Annotated in this window: 18 protein-coding genes; 5 read left to right on the top strand and 13 right to left on the bottom strand. The window is 65.4% G+C overall.

All coding sequences use genetic code 11. The features are described from left to right. Positions 1–27 precede the first annotated feature (27 nt). Complete coding sequence (locus ABFE16_09080) at positions 28–1,050, bottom strand: zinc-binding dehydrogenase (GenBank protein MEN6345449.1); 1,023 nt, start codon at positions 1,048–1,050, stop codon at positions 28–30. 50 nt (positions 1,051–1,100) lie between these two features. After that, positions 1,101–2,039, bottom strand: coding sequence for a cysteine synthase A (cysK, locus tag ABFE16_09085; GenBank protein MEN6345450.1), 939 nt, complete (start codon positions 2,037–2,039; stop codon positions 1,101–1,103). Positions 2,040–2,299: 260 nt separating this feature from the next. Between cysK and ABFE16_09090 the strand changes: the two genes are divergently transcribed. Continuing rightward, positions 2,300–4,102 carry a HAMP domain-containing sensor histidine kinase gene (locus ABFE16_09090; GenBank protein ID MEN6345451.1) on the top strand — a complete coding sequence of 601 codons (1,803 nt, stop codon included), beginning with the start codon at positions 2,300–2,302 and terminating at the stop codon, positions 4,100–4,102. Beyond that, the gene (locus ABFE16_09095; GenBank protein MEN6345452.1) at positions 4,077–4,460 is read left to right on the top strand and encodes a response regulator; all 384 of its coding nucleotides are present in this window, start codon (positions 4,077–4,079) and stop codon (positions 4,458–4,460) included. Before ABFE16_09090 ends, ABFE16_09095 begins: the two co-directional genes overlap by 26 nt. Before the next feature lie 83 nt (positions 4,461–4,543). On the opposite strand, the gene ABFE16_09100 is transcribed toward ABFE16_09095, so the two are convergent. Continuing rightward, entirely contained in the window at positions 4,544–5,617 is a 1,074-nt protein-coding gene (locus tag ABFE16_09100) for a uroporphyrinogen decarboxylase family protein (GenBank protein ID MEN6345453.1), read from the bottom strand. Between the two features lie 152 nt (positions 5,618–5,769). Here ABFE16_09100 and ABFE16_09105 point away from each other — a divergent pair, with 152 nt between their 5' ends. Beyond that, on the top strand, positions 5,770–7,575 hold the full coding sequence (locus ABFE16_09105) for a WecB/TagA/CpsF family glycosyltransferase (protein ID MEN6345454.1): 1,806 nt from the start codon (positions 5,770–5,772) through the stop codon (positions 7,573–7,575). 44 nt (positions 7,576–7,619) lie between these two features. Then, positions 7,620–8,549 (top strand): PfkB family carbohydrate kinase, encoded by a 930-nt coding sequence (locus tag ABFE16_09110; protein ID MEN6345455.1) that lies wholly within the window; start codon positions 7,620–7,622, stop codon positions 8,547–8,549. Between the two features lie 95 nt (positions 8,550–8,644). On the opposite strand, the gene ABFE16_09115 is transcribed toward ABFE16_09110, so the two are convergent. Next, on the bottom strand, positions 8,645–9,448 hold the full coding sequence (locus ABFE16_09115) for a sugar phosphate isomerase/epimerase family protein (protein MEN6345456.1): 804 nt from the start codon (positions 9,446–9,448) through the stop codon (positions 8,645–8,647). A 125-nt stretch (positions 9,449–9,573) separates the two neighbouring features. Between ABFE16_09115 and ABFE16_09120 the strand changes: the two genes are divergently transcribed. Then, positions 9,574–10,551 carry a carbohydrate kinase gene (locus tag ABFE16_09120; protein ID MEN6345457.1) on the top strand — a complete coding sequence of 326 codons (978 nt, stop codon included), beginning with the start codon at positions 9,574–9,576 and terminating at the stop codon, positions 10,549–10,551. A 125-nt stretch (positions 10,552–10,676) separates the two neighbouring features. Here ABFE16_09120 and flgM read toward each other — a convergent pair whose 3' ends face one another. The 9 genes from flgM to ABFE16_09165 form a co-directional block, all read right to left on the bottom strand. Further along, positions 10,677–10,976, bottom strand: coding sequence for a flagellar biosynthesis anti-sigma factor FlgM (gene flgM / locus ABFE16_09125; GenBank protein ID MEN6345458.1), 300 nt, complete (start codon positions 10,974–10,976; stop codon positions 10,677–10,679). 225 nt (positions 10,977–11,201) lie between these two features. After that, complete coding sequence (locus ABFE16_09130) at positions 11,202–12,173, bottom strand: sigma-E factor regulatory protein RseB domain-containing protein (protein ID MEN6345459.1); 972 nt, start codon at positions 12,171–12,173, stop codon at positions 11,202–11,204. Between the two features lie 94 nt (positions 12,174–12,267). Further along, positions 12,268–12,792, bottom strand: coding sequence for a hypothetical protein (locus ABFE16_09135; protein ID MEN6345460.1), 525 nt, complete (start codon positions 12,790–12,792; stop codon positions 12,268–12,270). Positions 12,793–12,878: 86 nt separating this feature from the next. Then, a complete protein-coding gene (locus tag ABFE16_09140) occupies positions 12,879–13,481 on the bottom strand; it encodes a sigma-70 family RNA polymerase sigma factor (protein ID MEN6345461.1) in 603 nt (200 codons plus the stop codon). 43 nt (positions 13,482–13,524) lie between these two features. Further along, the gene (locus ABFE16_09145) at positions 13,525–14,517 is read right to left on the bottom strand and encodes an HD domain-containing protein (GenBank protein MEN6345462.1); all 993 of its coding nucleotides are present in this window, start codon (positions 14,515–14,517) and stop codon (positions 13,525–13,527) included. A gap of 99 nt (positions 14,518–14,616) precedes the next feature. Then, the gene (locus tag ABFE16_09150) at positions 14,617–15,510 is read right to left on the bottom strand and encodes a Clp1/GlmU family protein (GenBank protein ID MEN6345463.1); all 894 of its coding nucleotides are present in this window, start codon (positions 15,508–15,510) and stop codon (positions 14,617–14,619) included. Positions 15,511–15,565: 55 nt separating this feature from the next. Continuing rightward, entirely contained in the window at positions 15,566–16,138 is a 573-nt protein-coding gene (locus ABFE16_09155) for a mechanosensitive ion channel domain-containing protein (GenBank protein ID MEN6345464.1), read from the bottom strand. A 6-nt stretch (positions 16,139–16,144) separates the two neighbouring features. Next, entirely contained in the window at positions 16,145–17,119 is a 975-nt protein-coding gene (locus tag ABFE16_09160; GenBank protein MEN6345465.1) for a peptidase MA family metallohydrolase, read from the bottom strand. Between the two features lie 4 nt (positions 17,120–17,123). After that, on the bottom strand, positions 17,124–17,948 hold an 825-nt coding region (locus ABFE16_09165), incomplete at its 5' end, for a PD-(D/E)XK nuclease family protein (GenBank protein MEN6345466.1).

Raw genomic sequence — 17,948 nt, forward strand, 5'->3', positions numbered from 1 at the left:
GGGGCACGGACGGGGTTCACCTGCACCTTAGCCGACCTTCACGACCACCTTGAAGGCTTCCTTGGAGGCCAGGAGGTCGAAGCCCCGCTGGGTCTCCGATAGCGGCACCACGTGCGTATAGTAGTCTCGCAGGCGCACGATGCCCCGGTCGACCAGCCATAGCAGGTGGTCGTGCGGTGCCCACTCCTGCGGGCCGAAGAACTCCACTGCCCACTCTCCCCGACCCATGGCGATGTCGATGGCACGCCGCTCCATGTCACCAGGCTCGCGGGTCGGCGCAATGCCATAGATGCCCAGCTTGCCGGTGCTGTTGAGCATGCGCAGGCCTAGCTCGACGAGCGAGTCGTCCCCGACAGCCTCCACCACTCGGTCGGCACCCTTGCCGCGCGTCCAATGCCGCACGACCTCCAGAGGATCGTCGCGGGTGATGTTGACGACGGCGTCGATGCCCAGACCAAGAGCCCGTGCCAGGGGCTCATCCCTGCGGCCCAGGACGATCACAGGAGAGCATCCCAGGAGCTTCGCGAAGTACCCAAAGGACACACCTACCGGCCCGCTGCCCAGGACGACCAGGCTCTGGCCGCCTCCGACGCCCCAACGCTGCAGCCACGAGAGGGTCTCCTTCAGCGTCACGAGCATGGTCGCATCCACCGGGTCGTAGTCCGGGGGCACAATCTGGTGCATCTTGTTGCCGCCATGCACGGGGTCCTGGAGGACTCCGTACTCGGCGATGCCGCCATACATGCAGTTGAGGCCGACGTTCTCCTCCGGTCGGTAGCTCGCGCCCGGCCGGATCACCAGATCGCCCTCCTCGAAGGACTCCACCTTGCTGCCGCACTCCACCACTCGGCCAACCGATTCATGGCCCAGGATGCCCGGGTAAGCATCGGCGCCCTTGTAGCGGAAGTGGCCATCGAGGATCTTGCGGTCGGTGCTGTTGCAGATGCCACAGGCGAGGATCTTCACCAGGCACTGCGTCTCCGTGTAGGTGGGCATGGGCACCTCGCGCACTGCGAGGACGCCGGGCTTCTCGACGACGGCGGCAAGCATGGGAGCCTCCAGGAAGACACGCGTCGGGATCTGGGCACGGCAGGCAGGGACTACGCCTCGGAGAAGGGCGGGCCACTGAGGTAGCGCTCGCCCGAATCGGGCAGGATGACGACGATCAGCTTGTCGGCGTTCTCGGGCCGACGGCCAAGCTCAATCGCGCCGCAGACCGCAGCGCCGGCGGAGATGCCCACGAGGATGCCCTCTTCGCGGGCCAGGCGCAGGGCCATTTCCAGGGCGTCCTGTGAGCGCACCGGGAGGACCTCGTCGAGGATCTCACGGTTGAGGATCTCCGGGATGAAGTTGGCGCCGATGCCCTGGATCCCGTGCGGTCCGGGCTGATTGCCGGAGAGTAGAGCGGACTCGGCGGGTTCAACGGCCACGGCCTGCAGCCCGGATTTGAGCGGCTTGAGGGCCTCGGCGATGCCGGTGATGGTGCCGCCGGTGCCGACACCTGCCACCACGATGTCCACACGACCGTCCGTATCCTCCCAGATCTCGGGGCCGGTGGTCTCGCGATGGATCTGCGGGTTGGCCGGATTGGCGAACTGCATGGGCATGAAGGACTTCGGGTACTCGGCCATGAGCTGCTCGGCCTTCGCGATGGCGCCGCGCATCCCCTCAGAGCCGGGGGTCAGCACGACCTCGGCGCCCAGGGCCTTGAGCAGTGACCGCCGCTCGACGCTCATGGTCTCCGGCAGGGTCAGGATACAGTGGTAGCCCCGGGCAGCGGCGGCACCCGCCAGACCGATACCCGTGTTGCCGCTGGTGGGCTCGATGATCACGGTGTCGTGGTCGAGTCGGCCTTCGCACTCGGCGGCCTCAATCATCGACACACCGATGCGGCACTTGACGCTTCCCCAGGGGTTCTCTTTCTCCAGCTTCCCGACGATCTGTGCCACACAGCCTTCTGTCACGCGGCGAATCCGCACGAGCGGGGTGTGGCCGATCAACTGCGTCATGTCCTCGGCAATTCGCGGACGTTCACGCATGGAAGAGTCCCTCCTTAGCTGGCTCCATTATGCGCCGGAAGGCAGAGGTCGTCAAAGGGGCAAGGGAGCTCGCGGGCACCGGGATTCGCCTTCGCTCGTTGCCGATGCGGAGGCAGGAGTGAGAGAGCCCTGTTGGCCGACGCCACGCTGTCCTGAGCAGAAATCACCGTCTGCTTGACTCGGTGGTACTGGTCATATATGCTCGGCATACATTCCTTGGCCGGGCCTCTTGCCTGGCCGTGGGGGGGGGAATGACAAGGATGAGCTTTTCTGATTCCATTGCGCTGCACCTTGCCGGGGCCAAGAGATGCAGCCTGGGGCGGACGCTTGCACGCCTGCCCTTTGCCCGGAAACTGATTCTGGCCTTCGCCGTGGCGATTGGCGTGCCACTGGTCGGCTATGCCTTCGTTGTGGACAGCCTGACGCGCGTGCGGCTGGATGCGATCGACGAGTCTGCGCTGCGCCAGAGCTTGCTAGTCGCCGAGCAACACGTAGAAGCCCAGGGCGTTGAGCTTCTCTACGAGACCACGATGGGGGCTGCCGACAGGCAGTTGGGCCAGGCCTGCTTTGCGGGCTCGCACGCCGACGAGGAGAGCTGTCTTCGACAGTATGCTCAAGACCACCAGATCAGTGCCGCTGCGCTGGTGTACGACGGGTCCGACGCTTCGCCTGTGCTTTCCGGTGAGGACCTTGCGCTCAATGCGGCAATAGCTTCTGCACCTTGGGTGCAGACTGCCGCACAGGGCCGAGCCGCCTGGGGGATTCTCCCCTACAAGACGGAGCTTACTCTCGTGGCAGCGGCCCCGGTGCTGGTCTCGGGGTCTGTCCTTCCCGGGCACGTCTTCGCGGTGGGCCGCAGGCTCAGGGCAGCGGAGCTTGAGGACTACCTGGGACTGGCCTCCTGCCGGGCCTCGGTGCGGTCTTTGAGCGCACAGGAGACGCAGCGGCACGTCAAGCCTCGCGGGCCGGCCGGACCCTCCGGCTTCGCGCACACTGGCCTGGACGTTCGGATCCTGCGCAACGGGGTGCAGGCCCAGTCGGTGCTCTATGGACTGGCCAGGGAGGCACCGGCTGCCCTGGTGAGCGTGTCGATGAACCGTTCGGCGCTCCCGGGCCGTGGGCCCAGCTACGGGATCGCTGCGCTGTGTGCCTTTGCCTGTGCCCTTCTGTTGGGGGCGCTGCTTACCAGTCTGGTGAGCGCCTGGGTTGCACGGCCGCTCGCCGAGCTGCGAGTTCGGGCAGAGGCACTGGCGGAAGGCAGGCGTGACACCCGGCCGGTGGAAGTGCTGACCGATGACGCCCTTGGCCGCGTCGGCTCGGCCTTCAACTACATGATGGCCAACCTCGACCAGGCCCAGCGGCAGGTTCTGCACAGCGAGCGCCTGGCTATGGCCGGTAAGATGGCGGCTTCCATCGCGCACGAAGTCCGCAATGTGCTGTCGCCGATCCAGTTGCGCGCCGAGATGCTTCTGCAGGGCGTCCAGGATCCCCTGGCTCGTGAGAGCCTCCATGGGATGCGCGACGAAATCCGGCGAAGTACCGCACTGTTGCGCAGTCTCCTGGACTTCGCACGCAGCGACACGGAGACCTTCCGACCCGTGGTCGTCTCCGATGTCTTGCAGAAGGTCATCACACTGGTCGGCCCCCAGGCGAGGAAGGCAGCGGTGCGCTTCTCGCTGCAAGACAGCACCACGGACTGCCGGGTGTGGGGCGACCAAGCAGAGCTTCTGCAGATGTGCGTGAACCTCCTCAACAATGCCCTCGAGGCGGGGGCCAAGAACGTCACCCTTGCCGCCGAGACGCGGTCGGACAGCGTGCGACTGGTGGTCGCCGACGACGGACCGGGGATGGACGAGACCACGCGTGACCACGCCCTGGAGCCCTTCTATACGACCAAACCGGCCGGTCAGGGGACCGGACTCGGACTGAGCATCTGTCAGAGCGTTGTAAACGGCCACGGGGGGACCATCGTCGTCGAAAGCACAAAGGACGTGGGAACCCGCATGGTCGTCACTCTTCCCATCCTGGAGATCAACGGTGCACACCCGAGTTCTGGTTATTGACGACGAGGAAGCCTTGCTGGAGATGCTGGAGGCGGCCCTGGGCCTGATGGGATGTCAGGCCGTTACAGCCCCATGCCTTGCACGAGGTCGCGAGCGGGCCCAGGACGGGCAGTTCGACCTGGTGCTGCTCGACAATCACTTCCCCGATGGCCATGCCGACGCAATGATGCCGGTGCTCGCCGACGCTCAGCCGCAAGCCCCGGTCGTGATCATCACCGCCAACGACACGGATGCGCATGTGCAGCAGGCCCTGCGGCTGGGAGCGGCCGAAGTGCTCAGCAAGCCCTTCGGGCTCGATGAACTGGGTGAGGTCGTACAACGCTACTGTGCAAGCCAGGAGGCCAAGGGCGTTGCCTGAAAGTCGTGACCGTCCCCCACGAGACAGACGCCCGGCCTCGAGCAGGCCGGGCGTCTGTGTTTGTGCCTCGTTTGCACGCGCTGTCAGCTATACGCGCCGAACTCCTCCACTGCGGCCAGCATCGCCCGGTAGTTCCCTATCGGCACGTACTCGGTCACGCTGTTGCTGCTGCTGACAACGTAGCCGCCGCCGGGGGCGCAGGTCTCGATGCGCCGACGTACCTCCTCGCGCACTTCCTCCGGTGTGCCCCTGGTCAGGGTGTAGCCCAGATCAATGTTGCCGATCACGCAGACGCGCCCGGCCAGGTGACGCTTGACCCGGACAATATCCATCGCTTTGGGCTCGATGGGATGCAGCGCGTTAATCCCCAGCCCGGCCATCTCGTCCATGATCTCCCACAGGTTCCCATCGGAGTGGAACACGAAGGCCTTCGGTGGGTCGTAGCTTCGGCACAGCTCAGCGATCTGCGCATAGTAGGGGAATACCATCTCGCGCAGGAACCGTGGGTTGACCATCAGGCCGGAGTAGTAGGCGAGGTCGTCACCAAGCCAGACGAACTGCACCCGCTCATACTCGAAGGCACGCCGGAGGAACTCGAGGTAGACCTGCCCCGTGTGGTCGATGACACGGCGCACAAAGTCGGGGCGCTCGAGGAGGCCGAAGCTGAAGGCCTCGAAACCCATCAGCATCCAGGCGCGCTCGAAGATTCCGCCGCCTTTGAGGCTGGTCGCCAGTTGCATGGAAGCCGGAAGCAGCTCCTGCGCCATCTCGATCCACTCGTAGGTGGCGCTGGCTGGGTCAGGCCAGGGGAACCGGTCAAGGTCATCCTCGGTGCGCAGCAGGCCTTCGTGAGTCATGGCCCAGTTGCGTTGCCGCAACTCCGGTGACCCGGTGGCATAGGCGAAGGTGGCCGGCTGCCACTGCTCGCCATAGTTGACCATCGGAGCGACGCGCACGAAGTCGTAGCCCGCACGGTAACTGAACTCGATGTCCTTCTCCAGGTAGCCTCGCGGGTCTTTCGACAGTGAGGGCAGCTTCTCGCCCAGGAAGGCTTCCTTGATGAAGTCCTCGCACTTGAGCTCGGCCGTCGGCACGCGGTCGGGCTGTCCGCAGAAGAGGGCTGTGCGCAGGCGTTCGAAGTCGGGCTGCCTTGTCATAGGCTCACCTGGAGGCGGTCCCCTCCCGGGGCACGCGAGAGATGTCGACAGATTCCTCTGCACCGTGACAGTCACCTGCCTGCGGGAGCTGAGGGTGCTCACTTGGTTGACGTCAACCCGCGGAGTGCGTATCCTTGGAGACGATTGGTGATATGCCTGTATCTGATGCTTACCTGTTTGCCCTGTCTTTCGTCTTCTCGCTGGTAGGGGGCCTCCTCCTAGCGGCCGTGACAGCACGGCTGCCGATGGGGAAGTCCTCGGCCGCCAAGTATGACTTCACCGGCCTGGCCACGGTGATCGCCCTGGCCTGCGTCTTCGGCGTCACCGCGGGCAGCGCTGCCCAGCCGGAGCTTGCCGTAGTGGGCTGGGCCTTCGGCGTGCTGGTGCTGGGCGCTCTCGTCGACTACGGGATCTCGGCTTCGACCCTGCGCACGCTGTTCATCTTTGCCGCCGGGGTGATCCTGGCGGAGCAGGGGGTCTGCATCGAGACCCTCAAGGTCCCCTTCACCACGAGCTTCGTACACCTGGGGGTTGAGGCCTCGGTCGTGACGGCCCTGTGGCTGCTGGTGTTCTCGGTGCTGTTTGGTCGCGCTGGGACGATTGCCGGAGTCTCGCCGGGCGTAGCGGCTGCAGCCGGTCTGACCTTCTACGCCATCGGCCATCTGCGCCCCGATCTTTCGAACGCCACCTCGGCCTCGGCGGCGCTGGCGCTGTCCGGGGTCTGTCTCCCCCAGATGTTCCTGGCGCGCAAGCTCCAGCGGGGAGGAGCCGCCGCAGGAGGGTATGCGATAGGCTTCCTGGTCGGCACGGTGAGCATCGCCGGCGCACTCAAGAACACCGCCTTCCTGGTAGCTGCGGTGCCCCTGCTGGTCGTCGGCGCACCCCTCTTCGCGGCAGTCATCACCTATGCGGCGGACCTGCGCTCGGGCTGGCGTGCGGTCGCAGTCAGTCGGCGACGCCGGCATCTGCACGAGATCCTGATCGGTCAGGGATACTCGCCGCGCCAAGTGCTGCAGGTGGTCATGGCGGGCACCGTGTACCTGTGTCTGCTGGCCTTGCTGCTCGTGGCGATTGTCGAGGTCACCTTTGTCGTGAAGGCGCTGCTGATCCTGGCGGCGGTCGTCGTCGGCCTGGCGTTCTTCTACGTTGTCCTGCGCATGATGCGGCGCCCGAGGCCCGAGCAGGGACCCGAAGGCGTGCAGGCGATCCAGATGATGGGCGTCCGCCTCCACGCCGTCACCATGCCCGACGCACTGGGAGAGGCGGAGCGGTTCATCCGCGAGGACCGGCCGCACATGATCGTCACCACGGACGCCACCGGCTTCATGCGGGCTCACGATGACCCGGAGTTCCGTCAGATTGTGAATGAGGCGGACCTCGTCACTCCCGATGGCGCCGGGGTTGTCCTTGCGGCCCGACTGCTCAATATCCCGATAGAGGCGCGCTGCCCGGGCTGTGACATGGTGTCGGGCCTGTGCGGCGTGGCGACCCGTCTCGGGCGTCCCGTGTACTTGCTCGGCGCCGCTCCCGGCGTGGCTGAGAAGGCCGCCGAGAAGCTTGTGCAGCAGGTACCGGGGCTGCAGGTTGCGGGGTGTCGCGACGGGTACTTCAGCGAAGAGGAGGAGCCGGCACTGGTGGAGGAGATCCGCCGGGCTCACCCGGCCGTGCTCTTCGTGGCCCTCGGCATTCCGCGGCAGGAGAAGTGGATCCGCAAGCACCTCGAGGAGCTGAATGTGCCCATCTGCGTGGGGATTGGCGGCAGCTTCGACGTGATCTCCGGCCTCAAGAAGCGCGCTCCGGTCTGGATGCAGCGCATGGGTCTGGAGTGGTTGTATCGTGTGGCCAAGGAGCCTTCGCGCTTGCCGCGACTCACGGCTCTACCCCGGATCGTGCTGCTCGCCTTCTCCGAGTTGCTGCGTCCGCCCGGACACATCGAGGACGCCGCTCCCCGACCCTGACTCGCGTCCCAGGTCCGAGCTCTTGATACTGAAAGGCACCCTCCATGAGAAGTCCCGTTCTGATTGTTGGCTCCGTTGCGCTGGACAGCGTCGAGACGCCCTTCGGTAAGGTCGAGCAGGCCCTTGGCGGCGCGGGCACCTACGCCTCCACGGCAGCGAGTCTGCTGGCTCCCGTGCGTCTGGTGGGAGTGATCGGCGACGATTTCCCTGCGGAGGCCCTTGAGACCCTGGCCGACCGTGGCGTCGACCTTGAGGGCGTCCAGCGGGTTCCCGGCGGTAAGTCCTTCCACTGGGCCGGACGCTACGAGTACGACATGAGCTCGGCGATCACCCTCGACACCCAGTTGAACGTGTTCGGCGAGTTCAACCCGGTGATCCCGGACAGCTTCACCGATAGCCCCTTTGTGTTCCTGGCCAACATCCAGCCCTCGCTGCAGCTCTCGGTGCTCGACCAGGTGCGGTCGCCGCGCTTCACCATGTGCGACACGATGAACTTTTGGATCAGCAGCGCCCGGGAGGAGTTGCTGCAGGTTCTGGCGCGCGTCGACCTGGCGCTGCTCAACGATGCCGAGGTCCGGCAGTTGACCGGCACGCCCAACCTTGCCAGGGCCGCCGAGCAGGTCCTTGCTCTGGGTCCGCGTTACGTAGTCATCAAGAAGGGCGAGTACGGGGCCTCGCTGGTGTCGCAGGAGGGGCAGTTCTGCTTGCCCTGCTATCCGCTGCCCGAGGTGCACGATCCGACCGGGGCCGGAGACAGCTTCGCCGGCGGGCTAATCGGCTTCCTGTCCTGGCTCGGAACGACCGACGAGCCCTCGCTGCGACAGGCTCTTGCCTGCGGCACCGTGCTGGCTTCGGCTTGCGTGCAGGAGTTCTCGCTCGAGGGGCTGCACCGGCTCACGGTCGGCGACCTGTACCAGCGCTACCAGCAGCTCCGCCACATGACCGAGTTCTGCGATCTGCCGTCGGTCGGATAGGCGAACTGCACTGCCCCGCATCAGACACGAAAACGCCGTCGGCCGGAGATCACACCCTCCGAAGCCGACGGCGCTGTGGTTCTGTGCTCTGGTCCTCAGGCAGGGGTGACCTTACCCAGGCCCGCAAAGGCCGCTGCGGCGGTCTCCTCAGGTGGACGCTGCCACCAGTCCTGACTGAAGACCTCCACCGACAGGGCGCTGTCATACCCGTTCGCCTGGAGATTGGTGAGGCACTCGGTCAGCGGCAGGACCCCGGCTCCCGGCATGACCCGGTGCGAGTCGTTCATCTGGCTGAGGTCACCGGCGGGCACATCGTTCATATGCACCAGCCCGACCTCCTTGCCCTGCGGGAGCTTGAAGTCCTCCGCCGTCGAGCCACCCCGGAAGGTGTGGAAGATGTCGATGAGGAGCTTCCCGTTGGGATGATCAGCAGCCCGGACGACCTCGAGCCCGGAGGGGATATCCTTGATCTGCGGGAAGGCGCCGATGTACTCCAGGGCAAGGGAGATGCCCTGCTCGCGGCCGATCTCGCAGACCTGTCGGAAGTCCTCGGCAGCGGCAGCGAGCTCACCGGTGCCGCCCGAGGCGCAGGCGATGACCAGTGGACAACCAGCCGCCGCAGCGATCTCGACCCGTCGGCGGATCGCTTCGAGGGCCTTCTGCCGGGCCTCACCTTCGGCCCACATCCAGCCACCGACGAAGCACATCTCCTCGACCCGTACGCCGGTATCGGCAGCCGCCTTGGCCACCTGCTTTGCATAGTGCACCGGCGAGGCCTGGCTCTCGAGACTGTCGGCCCAGATGCCGACGCCGCCGAAGCCAGCTCTTGCTGCGACGTCAAGGCCCTGCAGTGTGTCGAAGCCGCGTTGCAGTGTTACCAAGTTCAGGCACGTGCGCATGGGTGTCACCTCGGGTGATAGAAGGGCGCGGCAGGAGTTCGCCCTGGTCGAGGAGAATCCTGCCTCAATCATAGTACTGGACCTGCGCCCTTTGTGCGCAGGCCTTTGGGTACGGAGGTTTGCCAATGCCTGACCTTATCTGCCTCGGCGAGGCGCTAATCGACATGGTGTCCGCTCAGCCTGGGATGGGGCTTGTTCAGTCCACCACCTTCGAGAAAGCCGCCGGTGGCGCCCCCACCAACGTGGCTGCCGCAGTGTCCCTCCTCGGCGTTGAGTCCGGGATCATCACCAAGGTCGGCGCCGACCACTTCGGCGAGTTCATCCGCCAGACACTGTTCGACGCCGAGGTGAATCTGGATCACTTCCTGACGACGCCGGACTACGCAACGCAGTTGGCCTTCGTGGCGCTGAATGCTCAGGGCGTGCCCGATTTCTCTTTCCATGTGAAGCGCAGCGCCGACCAGATGCTGACGGAGGAGGACCTGCGACCGGAGTACATCGAGAGCGGTCAGACCTTCCATTTCGGCTCCATCACTCTCATCGACGATCCGGTGCGAAGCGCGACGCTCCAGGCGATCGACGTGGCCTCCGAGGCCGGCCTGCTCATCAGCTACGACCCGAACCTGCGGCCGTCCCTGTGGCCGTCTCTTGATGACGCCCACGAGTGGATCTGCGAGGGCGTGAAGTTGTGCGATGTCATCAAGGTGAGCGAGCAGGAACTGGAGTTCATCACCGGCAACGATGATCCCGAGACGGCAGTGCACGCGCTGTGGGACATGGGCCCGGAGCTGGTGGCGGTGACCCGCGGACCTGAGGGCTGCTGGTTCTACAACGGCCACCACTTCGGCCAGGTGCCGGGCTTCGAGGTTCCGGTGGATGAGACTACGGGCTGCGGCGATGCCTTCACCGCTGCGATGCTTGTGTGGCTGTTGGAGTGTGAGCAGGACGTCTCAGAGCTGGAGCACGCCCAGTTGGAGGAGCTGTTCCGCTTCGCCAACGCCGCCGGGGCCATTACCGCGACGGGCCATGGCGCCATCCCCTCTTTGCCGACCCGCGAGGAGATCAACGAGCTTCTGGGGATCGCCTCCGACAAAGACGAGTAGGCCGATCACGATTCACAAGGCACAGACGAACCGGCCGTCGTGCAGGGGGAAGGCACGACGACCGGTGTTGTGTCTGCAGCCTCGTAAAGGCCCCACTTCGCCTCGTACCTTCGGCAGGGCCTGTCCTAGAGCTCACCGTCCAGGATGCGGTCGACAACGAGTTCAGCGTCGACCTTGAAGGTACCGTTCGCAATCTTCTGGCGCATCTGGGCGACCTTGTCGGCGCGCACCTCATCGGTGGCCTCAAGGGCCCGTCGTGCGGCCAGTATGTCCTGCGCCAGCGGGCTCAGGATGGCCTGGTCAGCCCCCGACGCCCCGACTGCAGGCTGCGCACCTGCCCTCTGCTTGTCCTCGAAGGTCTGCCGCTCAATTCGCCCCGTCGACCCGGCCGAGGCCGTTCGCGGCGGGGGTGAGTCGATCCTCATGGTCTTGTCCCTCCGATCCCGCGCCCCCCAGAGACAATCGCCCTCCAAGGTCGACTATCGGCACGTGCAGTCACAACTTAAGCGCTGCCGCGGAATTCGTTCACACTTTCTGTGATCTACGGTGCAGCAGGCTCCCGAAGCAGGGCTCCAGAGACAGGTACACCTGCCACGGGAAGTGGCAGGTGTACCGGAAAGCCAGCCTTCTTGCAGCAACTCGCGCCGGGCTCAGTCCATTGTCGAGCGCTTGATGCGCTCGGCTTCCTCGCGCGAGATAGGTCCCACAAGGACAAAGGAGTAACCCCTGGCCTGCCAGGAGGTGACGCCGTGACCGCCTCGTGGCGGTGGCGGGCCTCCCCCGCGGTTTTCGAAGAACGAGAAGCTGTCGACGCCATCGGTGAACTGGAGCCACAGACCTCCGCCGCGCGGTCCCGGCAGCACCCCGACCTGCTCTCTGAGCAGCACGTAGCCGTCGGGGACGTAGTCGGGCAGGACGGCCTCAAAGCCGACCCGCTGCTCGGCAGCAGAGAGGTTCATCCGTGGCGCTCGAGGGATCCGGCGAACCCTGGTACCCTCAGACGGTCGGAACTCGAAGACCGAGGGAGAGATGCGAGGCTCATAGCAGATGCTCTTGACCGTCCAGGTGGCCTGGATGCTGCCCCCTGGCGAGTACCGAATGGTCTTGAGCTCTACGTATCTCTCCTTGTCGATCCAGACGCGCTTCCGTGTCCGCTCGCCGTCGGGAGGCTTGACGGCGATCACATGGCACTTGCGCTTGGCGATGGTGGCCTGTCCCTCGTACACGGGGTGGAGAGTCCCGGCCACAGCGTCGAGAGCCGCGAGACGCCAGCGCAGGACATCCTCGGGGCTAGACAGCTCCCTTACCCGGGCCTCCGGCTGGCCATTGCGGTACTCCCACTCCTCACGGCCGTTGGACACAATCACGCCGCCGCCATACCTGCCCACACTCTCCACACGTCGACGATTCACAGGTGCCTTGGTGATCCTCTGTGCATGGACCCCGACCTGATGGCCGCTGTCGTAGACACCGATCTCGACTTCGGCCGTGTAGGCGATGCGACCGTCGGCCTTGACCGCAAGCCGGAGTATGTCGGCGGGAGTGAGAGCATGGGCGCGCACGGGGAGAAGCAAGGCAACGAGCGGGGTACATATCAGGACAACCAAACGGGCCGAGATCATAAGACCTCGTTCGTGGCGCCCCTCAGACCTGCAGCGGGAAAGCATTGGTCGCGGCGACCGCCCTCGAACCGCGGCCGCCAGGAACCTCCTCGACTCAGTAAGAGGATACCAGCCTCATGCCCTCATCCTCGGGCAGAGGCTGCAGTGAGGTCTCGGCAATTCGGTGCCGGTAGACCAGATCGTCCATCGCCTGTGAGCCGTCCTGAGCCACCTGTGTCGTGGCCGACGGCGCCGGCTGAGTGGTGCTCGCCGGTGGCTCCTCACGTACGAAGACTCCGAAGGCCCCCACCATCACGGCCACTCCCACAATCGCGATCGCCGGACGTAGCGAGAAAGTGGGCGCCGGAGCACGCAGGGCACCAAAGACGCGGTTCCACAGACTCCCGTGCGCGCGCACTGGATCCTTCTGTACCCGCGCCATCACGGACCGAGTGAAGTCGGCTGGTGCAGACCCGGCCCTCAGCCCGTCCAGGAGCTTTGCCAGCGATTCGCTCTGGGCCTCGTAGTGCGCGCACTCCGCACAGCGCTCACCATGGGCCGCAAGCCGCTCCGCCAGGGCTCCCGAACGCTCGGAAGGGCGGGTCGTCATCACGAGTTTGCGAAAGGTCTTGCAGTTCACACGTCTCACCACCTGTGGGACCTGCGAGCATCACTTGCCCGCTCATGTCCCGCTGACCGCAGTAACCCTCAACGGCTACCGCTTGTTCAAAGCACCCCACGCTGCTCGAGTAGGTCTTTGAGCTGGGACCGTGCATTGAACAAACGACTCTTTACAGTTCCCAGGGGACAGCCAAGCACCTCCGCGATTTCCTGGTAGCTCATCCCCTGAATATCGTACATTACCAGAACCGCGCGCAACTTGGGAGTAACCTTTGCGATGGCCCGCTGGACCTCGTGCTGCACGGCGCTGCTTTCGGCCAGCGCCTCCGGGCCTCTTCGGTCATCGGCCAGGTCTCGCCCCATCTGGCCCTCTTGAGTGTCGACCGGTGCATCCAGAGAGACGGCCGAGTCTTCGCGCCGCCGATGCCGTCGGACCGAGTCAATGACAAGGTTGCTCGCGATGCGGTATAGCCAGGTCTGAAAGCTCGAAGCGCCCCGGAAGCCGGGCAGGGACTGGTAGGCCCGCACAAAGGTTTCCTGCGCGATGTCGTGCGCTTCCTCTGGGTCATGGAGCATGCGCGACACGTACAAGAAAACCTTGTCCTTGTAGGAGTCGACCAACCCCTCGAAAGCGCGCCGGTCGCCGTTCTTGGCGCGCTCAACGAGGGCCTCCGTCGCCAGTTGAGTTGTTGTGGAGTCCCTCAACATTGGTGGACGCTTCTGGATAGGGATTGTTCACCTACCACCCCGACTAGGCATCCTCAGCCGGCACCACTGCCTCGTCGCCAGGCTCACTCGGCCTGCCTCGGTAGATCGCCCGCTGGTACAAGGGATGGTACTCTGACCATCCGCCCGTTCGCTCACCGCGCTGGATGACTTGCTTGAAGCCTTGCACCTGCGCGTCCAGATTGTCCGCGAAGTGCAGAGCACAGGCCTCCATCGTCGAAGGAACCACGGGAGCTCCCCAGTCGCGCTCTCCGTGGTGGCTCAGCAGCATGTGGGTCAGCAGGTTGGCCAGTTCAGTGGGGAAGCCGTCGATCTGGGCGATCTTCTCTCCCACCCAGCGATCGGTCAGCACGGTGTGCCCGACAAACCGGCCCAGATCAGTATAGTCAACCGTTATCGCGCCGCCAAGTTCCCGCATCTTGCCGAGGTCATGCAAGAGCCCGCCCGTGATCAGCAGGTCACGGTCAAGCTCGGGGTGCATATCGGCCGCCGTGTTGAGCAGCGCCACGACCGACAGGGTGTGCTCCAGCAGCCCGCCGGCGTAGGAGTGATGCAGAGTCTTCGAGCCCGGGGCCCAGGCGAAGTTGCGCCGGAAGTCCTCGTCGGTCACGAAGGAGTCCAGAAGCGCCCGCAGGTAGGGTTGAGTAACCTGGGCCACTGCCGCATCCAGCCCCTCAAGCAGCTCATCGGGCGACTTCCCGGACCGGGCGATGAGCTCCGCCGGATCGTAAGTGCCCTCCGGGGCGAGCACGACCTCGCTAAGGACGAACTGGAGTGTGCCCTGGTACTCCTCGACGCGGCCACTGGCCAGCACCACGTCACCGACCTCGAAACCCGCAGCCAGCTCCTCCGCGCGATCCCAGACCCGTCCCTTGATCTCGCCGGTGCGGTCACACAGGACCAGGTTCATGTACTGGCCGGGCTTGTTGCGGAAGCTCGCCAGCGACTTGCTCTTGACGGCGAAGACGCTGGTGACCCGTGCGTTGGGGACCAGGTCGCGCACGAAGTGCTTTTTCATGTCCTCCTCCCCCTCCTCGGGCAGGGGAAGGGTCAGTCCCTCCTCAGTGAACAAGGTCTCCCTGGGTGAATCATCTCTGTTCAAGGTTAGGAGCACTCCTCAGAATTGGGTTCCATCGGGCTTGAGCCGCAGGCAACCGAAATCAACCACCCTGGCCTCCTCGGCCTGAGGTGGTCCCAGGATCAGAAGCCGACCGGCGCGCCAGTCAATCGCCTGCAGCAAGCCAACGCACATACCGCGGCCTTCGCCGTCGCAAAACCCCAGCAGCAGTCCCTTGAGCCGCTCGGCAAGGCCCGGATCAGCGGCAAACAACTCGGGAGCCGGTGCGTGGAGCCAGTCCCGGTCCTGCTTCTCGACCCACCGCAGATTCGCCCCCGACAACCACCGCGCGAACAGACTCTCGCGCCAGGCCTTCCGCGTCGCCACCGACTTGCCCTTCGCCGCCGGCGCGACGGCCAGGCGATGGAAGGACACCCCGGGATCGTCCCGCCAAGACTCCAGGGAGGACTCCAACTCGGTGAGCTCGCCCAGCAGGACCACGTGGACCGGACGCAGGTACCTGATCTTGGCGCTCTTGAGCACTGGACCGACGGGACCGCTCACGCAGCCGGTGGTATCCAGCACAACCCAATCCGAACCGGCTCCTGCGCCGGCCCGGCAGGCGGCCAGGGTCGCCTTCACCATGCCCGCCGGTCGACGATCCGGCGAGGTCGCTCCAACGAAGTAGAACCCGCTGCGGTCGGTGCCCAGTTGCCACCATCCCACGGTGGTCGGCGGACCAATGCGGGACTGGCCGACATCGGCGTCCACCAGGGTCACGGAAGGGCGACCACCTGACCGGAGCTGCTCAGCCAGCCACCAGGCCAGCGTGGTCTTCCCACTGTCCGAGGCGCCAAACACCACCAGCCTTCCGGTGGCCGGCAGGGACCCAAGGAGGTCCTGCCACGCAGCCGGTACCTCGGACGGCGGATCAGGAGGTAGTACGAGCTCCATGAAGCGCGCTCACCGACGCAAGTCTGCCGAAGGGCCACGTCAAAGGGCGGACAGGCTACTTTTCCCCTGCCCGGTTCCGTGGCCCGCTCTGGTTGACGAGACCGCGTATCTCGCTGTTGGGGACGATGATCTCCTCGCCGTCACGAGTGCGCAGCTTCGTGTTGCGCAGCGTGAGGGCGCTGACCGTTCCGCTGTAGGCACCAATCTGCACGTCATCGCCCACCGCGAAGAGGTAGTCGTAGTGCAGCAGATACCCTGCCACGGCATCGCGCAGCGGCTGGCGCATCCCGAGGGCCACCAAGATCAGCAGGCCAAGGCCGAGCGGATACAGGTCCATCTGCGGGTTGAAGCGGAAGATCCGCAAGATGATCGCCAGCGCCACGGTGTACAGGATCACACGCGTGAGCATCAGCGGGATCCCGAGCACGAGGCGCCGGCGCTCAAGGCGCTGGAGGTTCTCGGCTCCTGCATCTCGGGCCAGGGCCGGAGCCAGCAGGCGCCGCAGGCGAGCGTTGATGAGGTATACGAGCGCCTCGAACAGGGCCGCCACCAGGACGGCTCGCGTCAGCTGCAAGGGCAGATTGCCCGCCCACAGGTGGCGAACGTACAAGAAGAAGCTACCATTCACGCCGAATCACTCCCTGAGTGGCCCTTCGTCGTTGGTGCCTTCGAGAAACTCGTCGTCCGGTTCGATCCCGACGAACAGCGCCCGCAGACGTTCCTCTTCCTGCATGCGCTCCCGGATCTCCCGTGCTATCCGGAAACGCACCACCACCGCGACAAGGAAGAGCGCAGCCATCGCCCCGAAGATCGCCAACTCCACGGTCAACGGCACCCCTCGTGACACGTACTGCTTGCGGGTCTCAGCCAACCACCGCTTCTCGATCACATCGAGCGGCATCCCCAGGGCACGACGCAGGGCCAAGCGTTCGTCGCCCTGCGCAGCGAGGATCTCCAGGAACCGCCCAAGGGCCCCCGGCGGCCCGTTGTCGATCATGAAGTCAACCAGCGTATGGCTCTGGGCGTAGGCCAGATCGACGGTCTCGCGCTTGCCGCTGAAGGCCTGCTCCAGGTTGTCCAGGCTCAGCAGGCGATCCTCCACGGACGCCCTCCCCAGGACATCTTTCTGTGCCGCAGGCATCTCGCCTTCCATCCACTGCGCGAGTCCCTCATGCACCCACCGTGGCGGTTCAAGACCCTCACGCCCCATTTTCATATCCAGCAGCACATGCGTCAACTCGTGGGTGACAAGTCGCTGCAAGTCCTTACCGTGCAAGGGCTTGAGGACCACCTGTCGACGGTGGTGCACTGCGACGCCCAGCGTCCACGGAGGCAGCTTGACCCCGGCACGCTGGTCGAACTCCTCGGCAGAGCGCACGATCTCCACCGTAATGGTTCCGGTGACGGGCAGGTCCAGCGTCTCGCCGAGCTCCTTGAGAGCCTCCTGACCGTAGCCGCGAACCTCGAAGGCGATGTCCTCCTGGTCGGGCCAGTAGCGGATGTCGAGGTTCCGACCGCCCAGAGAGAGGCGCTCCCCCTGGGTCAGACCGCCACTCGCAGCGACCGCCAGCATCACCAACCAGAGCAGAGGCCGAACCCACGACGCCATCAGCCTACTTCCTCCATGCCGGGCAGTCCCCTCGCGAGCGGCACCACCGGCACTGGCCACCCTTCTTCGCTCCGAAGGCCTGGTCGCGGCGGATCTGCCCGGCAACACCGGCCAGGCGTCTCACGAGGTCCTCCTGCTCCGGCAGGCTGAGAGCGTAGGTCACCTGCCTGCCTCGGCGCAGGTCCACCATGACTCCCTGCACCTCAGTGCCGCCGAGGTGTCGGGCCGCCAGTAGGTACAGCAGGCCCCAGGAGAAGCCGCCGGTCAGCTCCCCGGAGGAAGGTGGGCGTCGCGAGGTCGTGAAACGCACGACCTGGGGCAAGGGCGAACCCTCACCAATCAGCAGCTCGGCGACCGCGACCAGTCGATGCCCGGACAGCTCTGCCTCCAGCCGCAGATCCACGCTCAGTGCTGAGGTGACCGAGAGCGGCTCGGACCAGTGCTGCTCCAGCATCCGCAGGCCGTCGCGGCGCAGGTCCTCCTCCTCGCGGCTGTCCTTGCACAGAGAGCCGTCCCAGGTGTCCTCAAAAGACTCTAACAGGGCCGGGAGGCCCAAGACCTCCGGGCCGCCGGCCTTGTACATCTCCAGGAGAGCGGTCCTTACCGCGCGGTGCAGCGCTGCCGGTCCTCCCGAGAAGTCCCGGGTCTCGGCGCGGGTAGCAAAATGGGACAGGAGGTACTTGCGGGGGCACTCCTCGTAGTCTTCCAGATTCCGCGCCGTCAGCGGGGCTTCAGGTGGCGGCGGCGGGGCCAGTAGATAGCCCTCAGTGGGTTCCGTCATGAGTGGGGCCTTCGCCGTAAGGGGCCCGGGAACCTGCTTCCGGGCCCC

The sequence above is a fragment of the Armatimonadia bacterium genome (assembly GCA_039679385.1).
Lineage (GTDB): Bacteria > Armatimonadota > Zipacnadia > Zipacnadales > JABUFB01 > JAJFTQ01.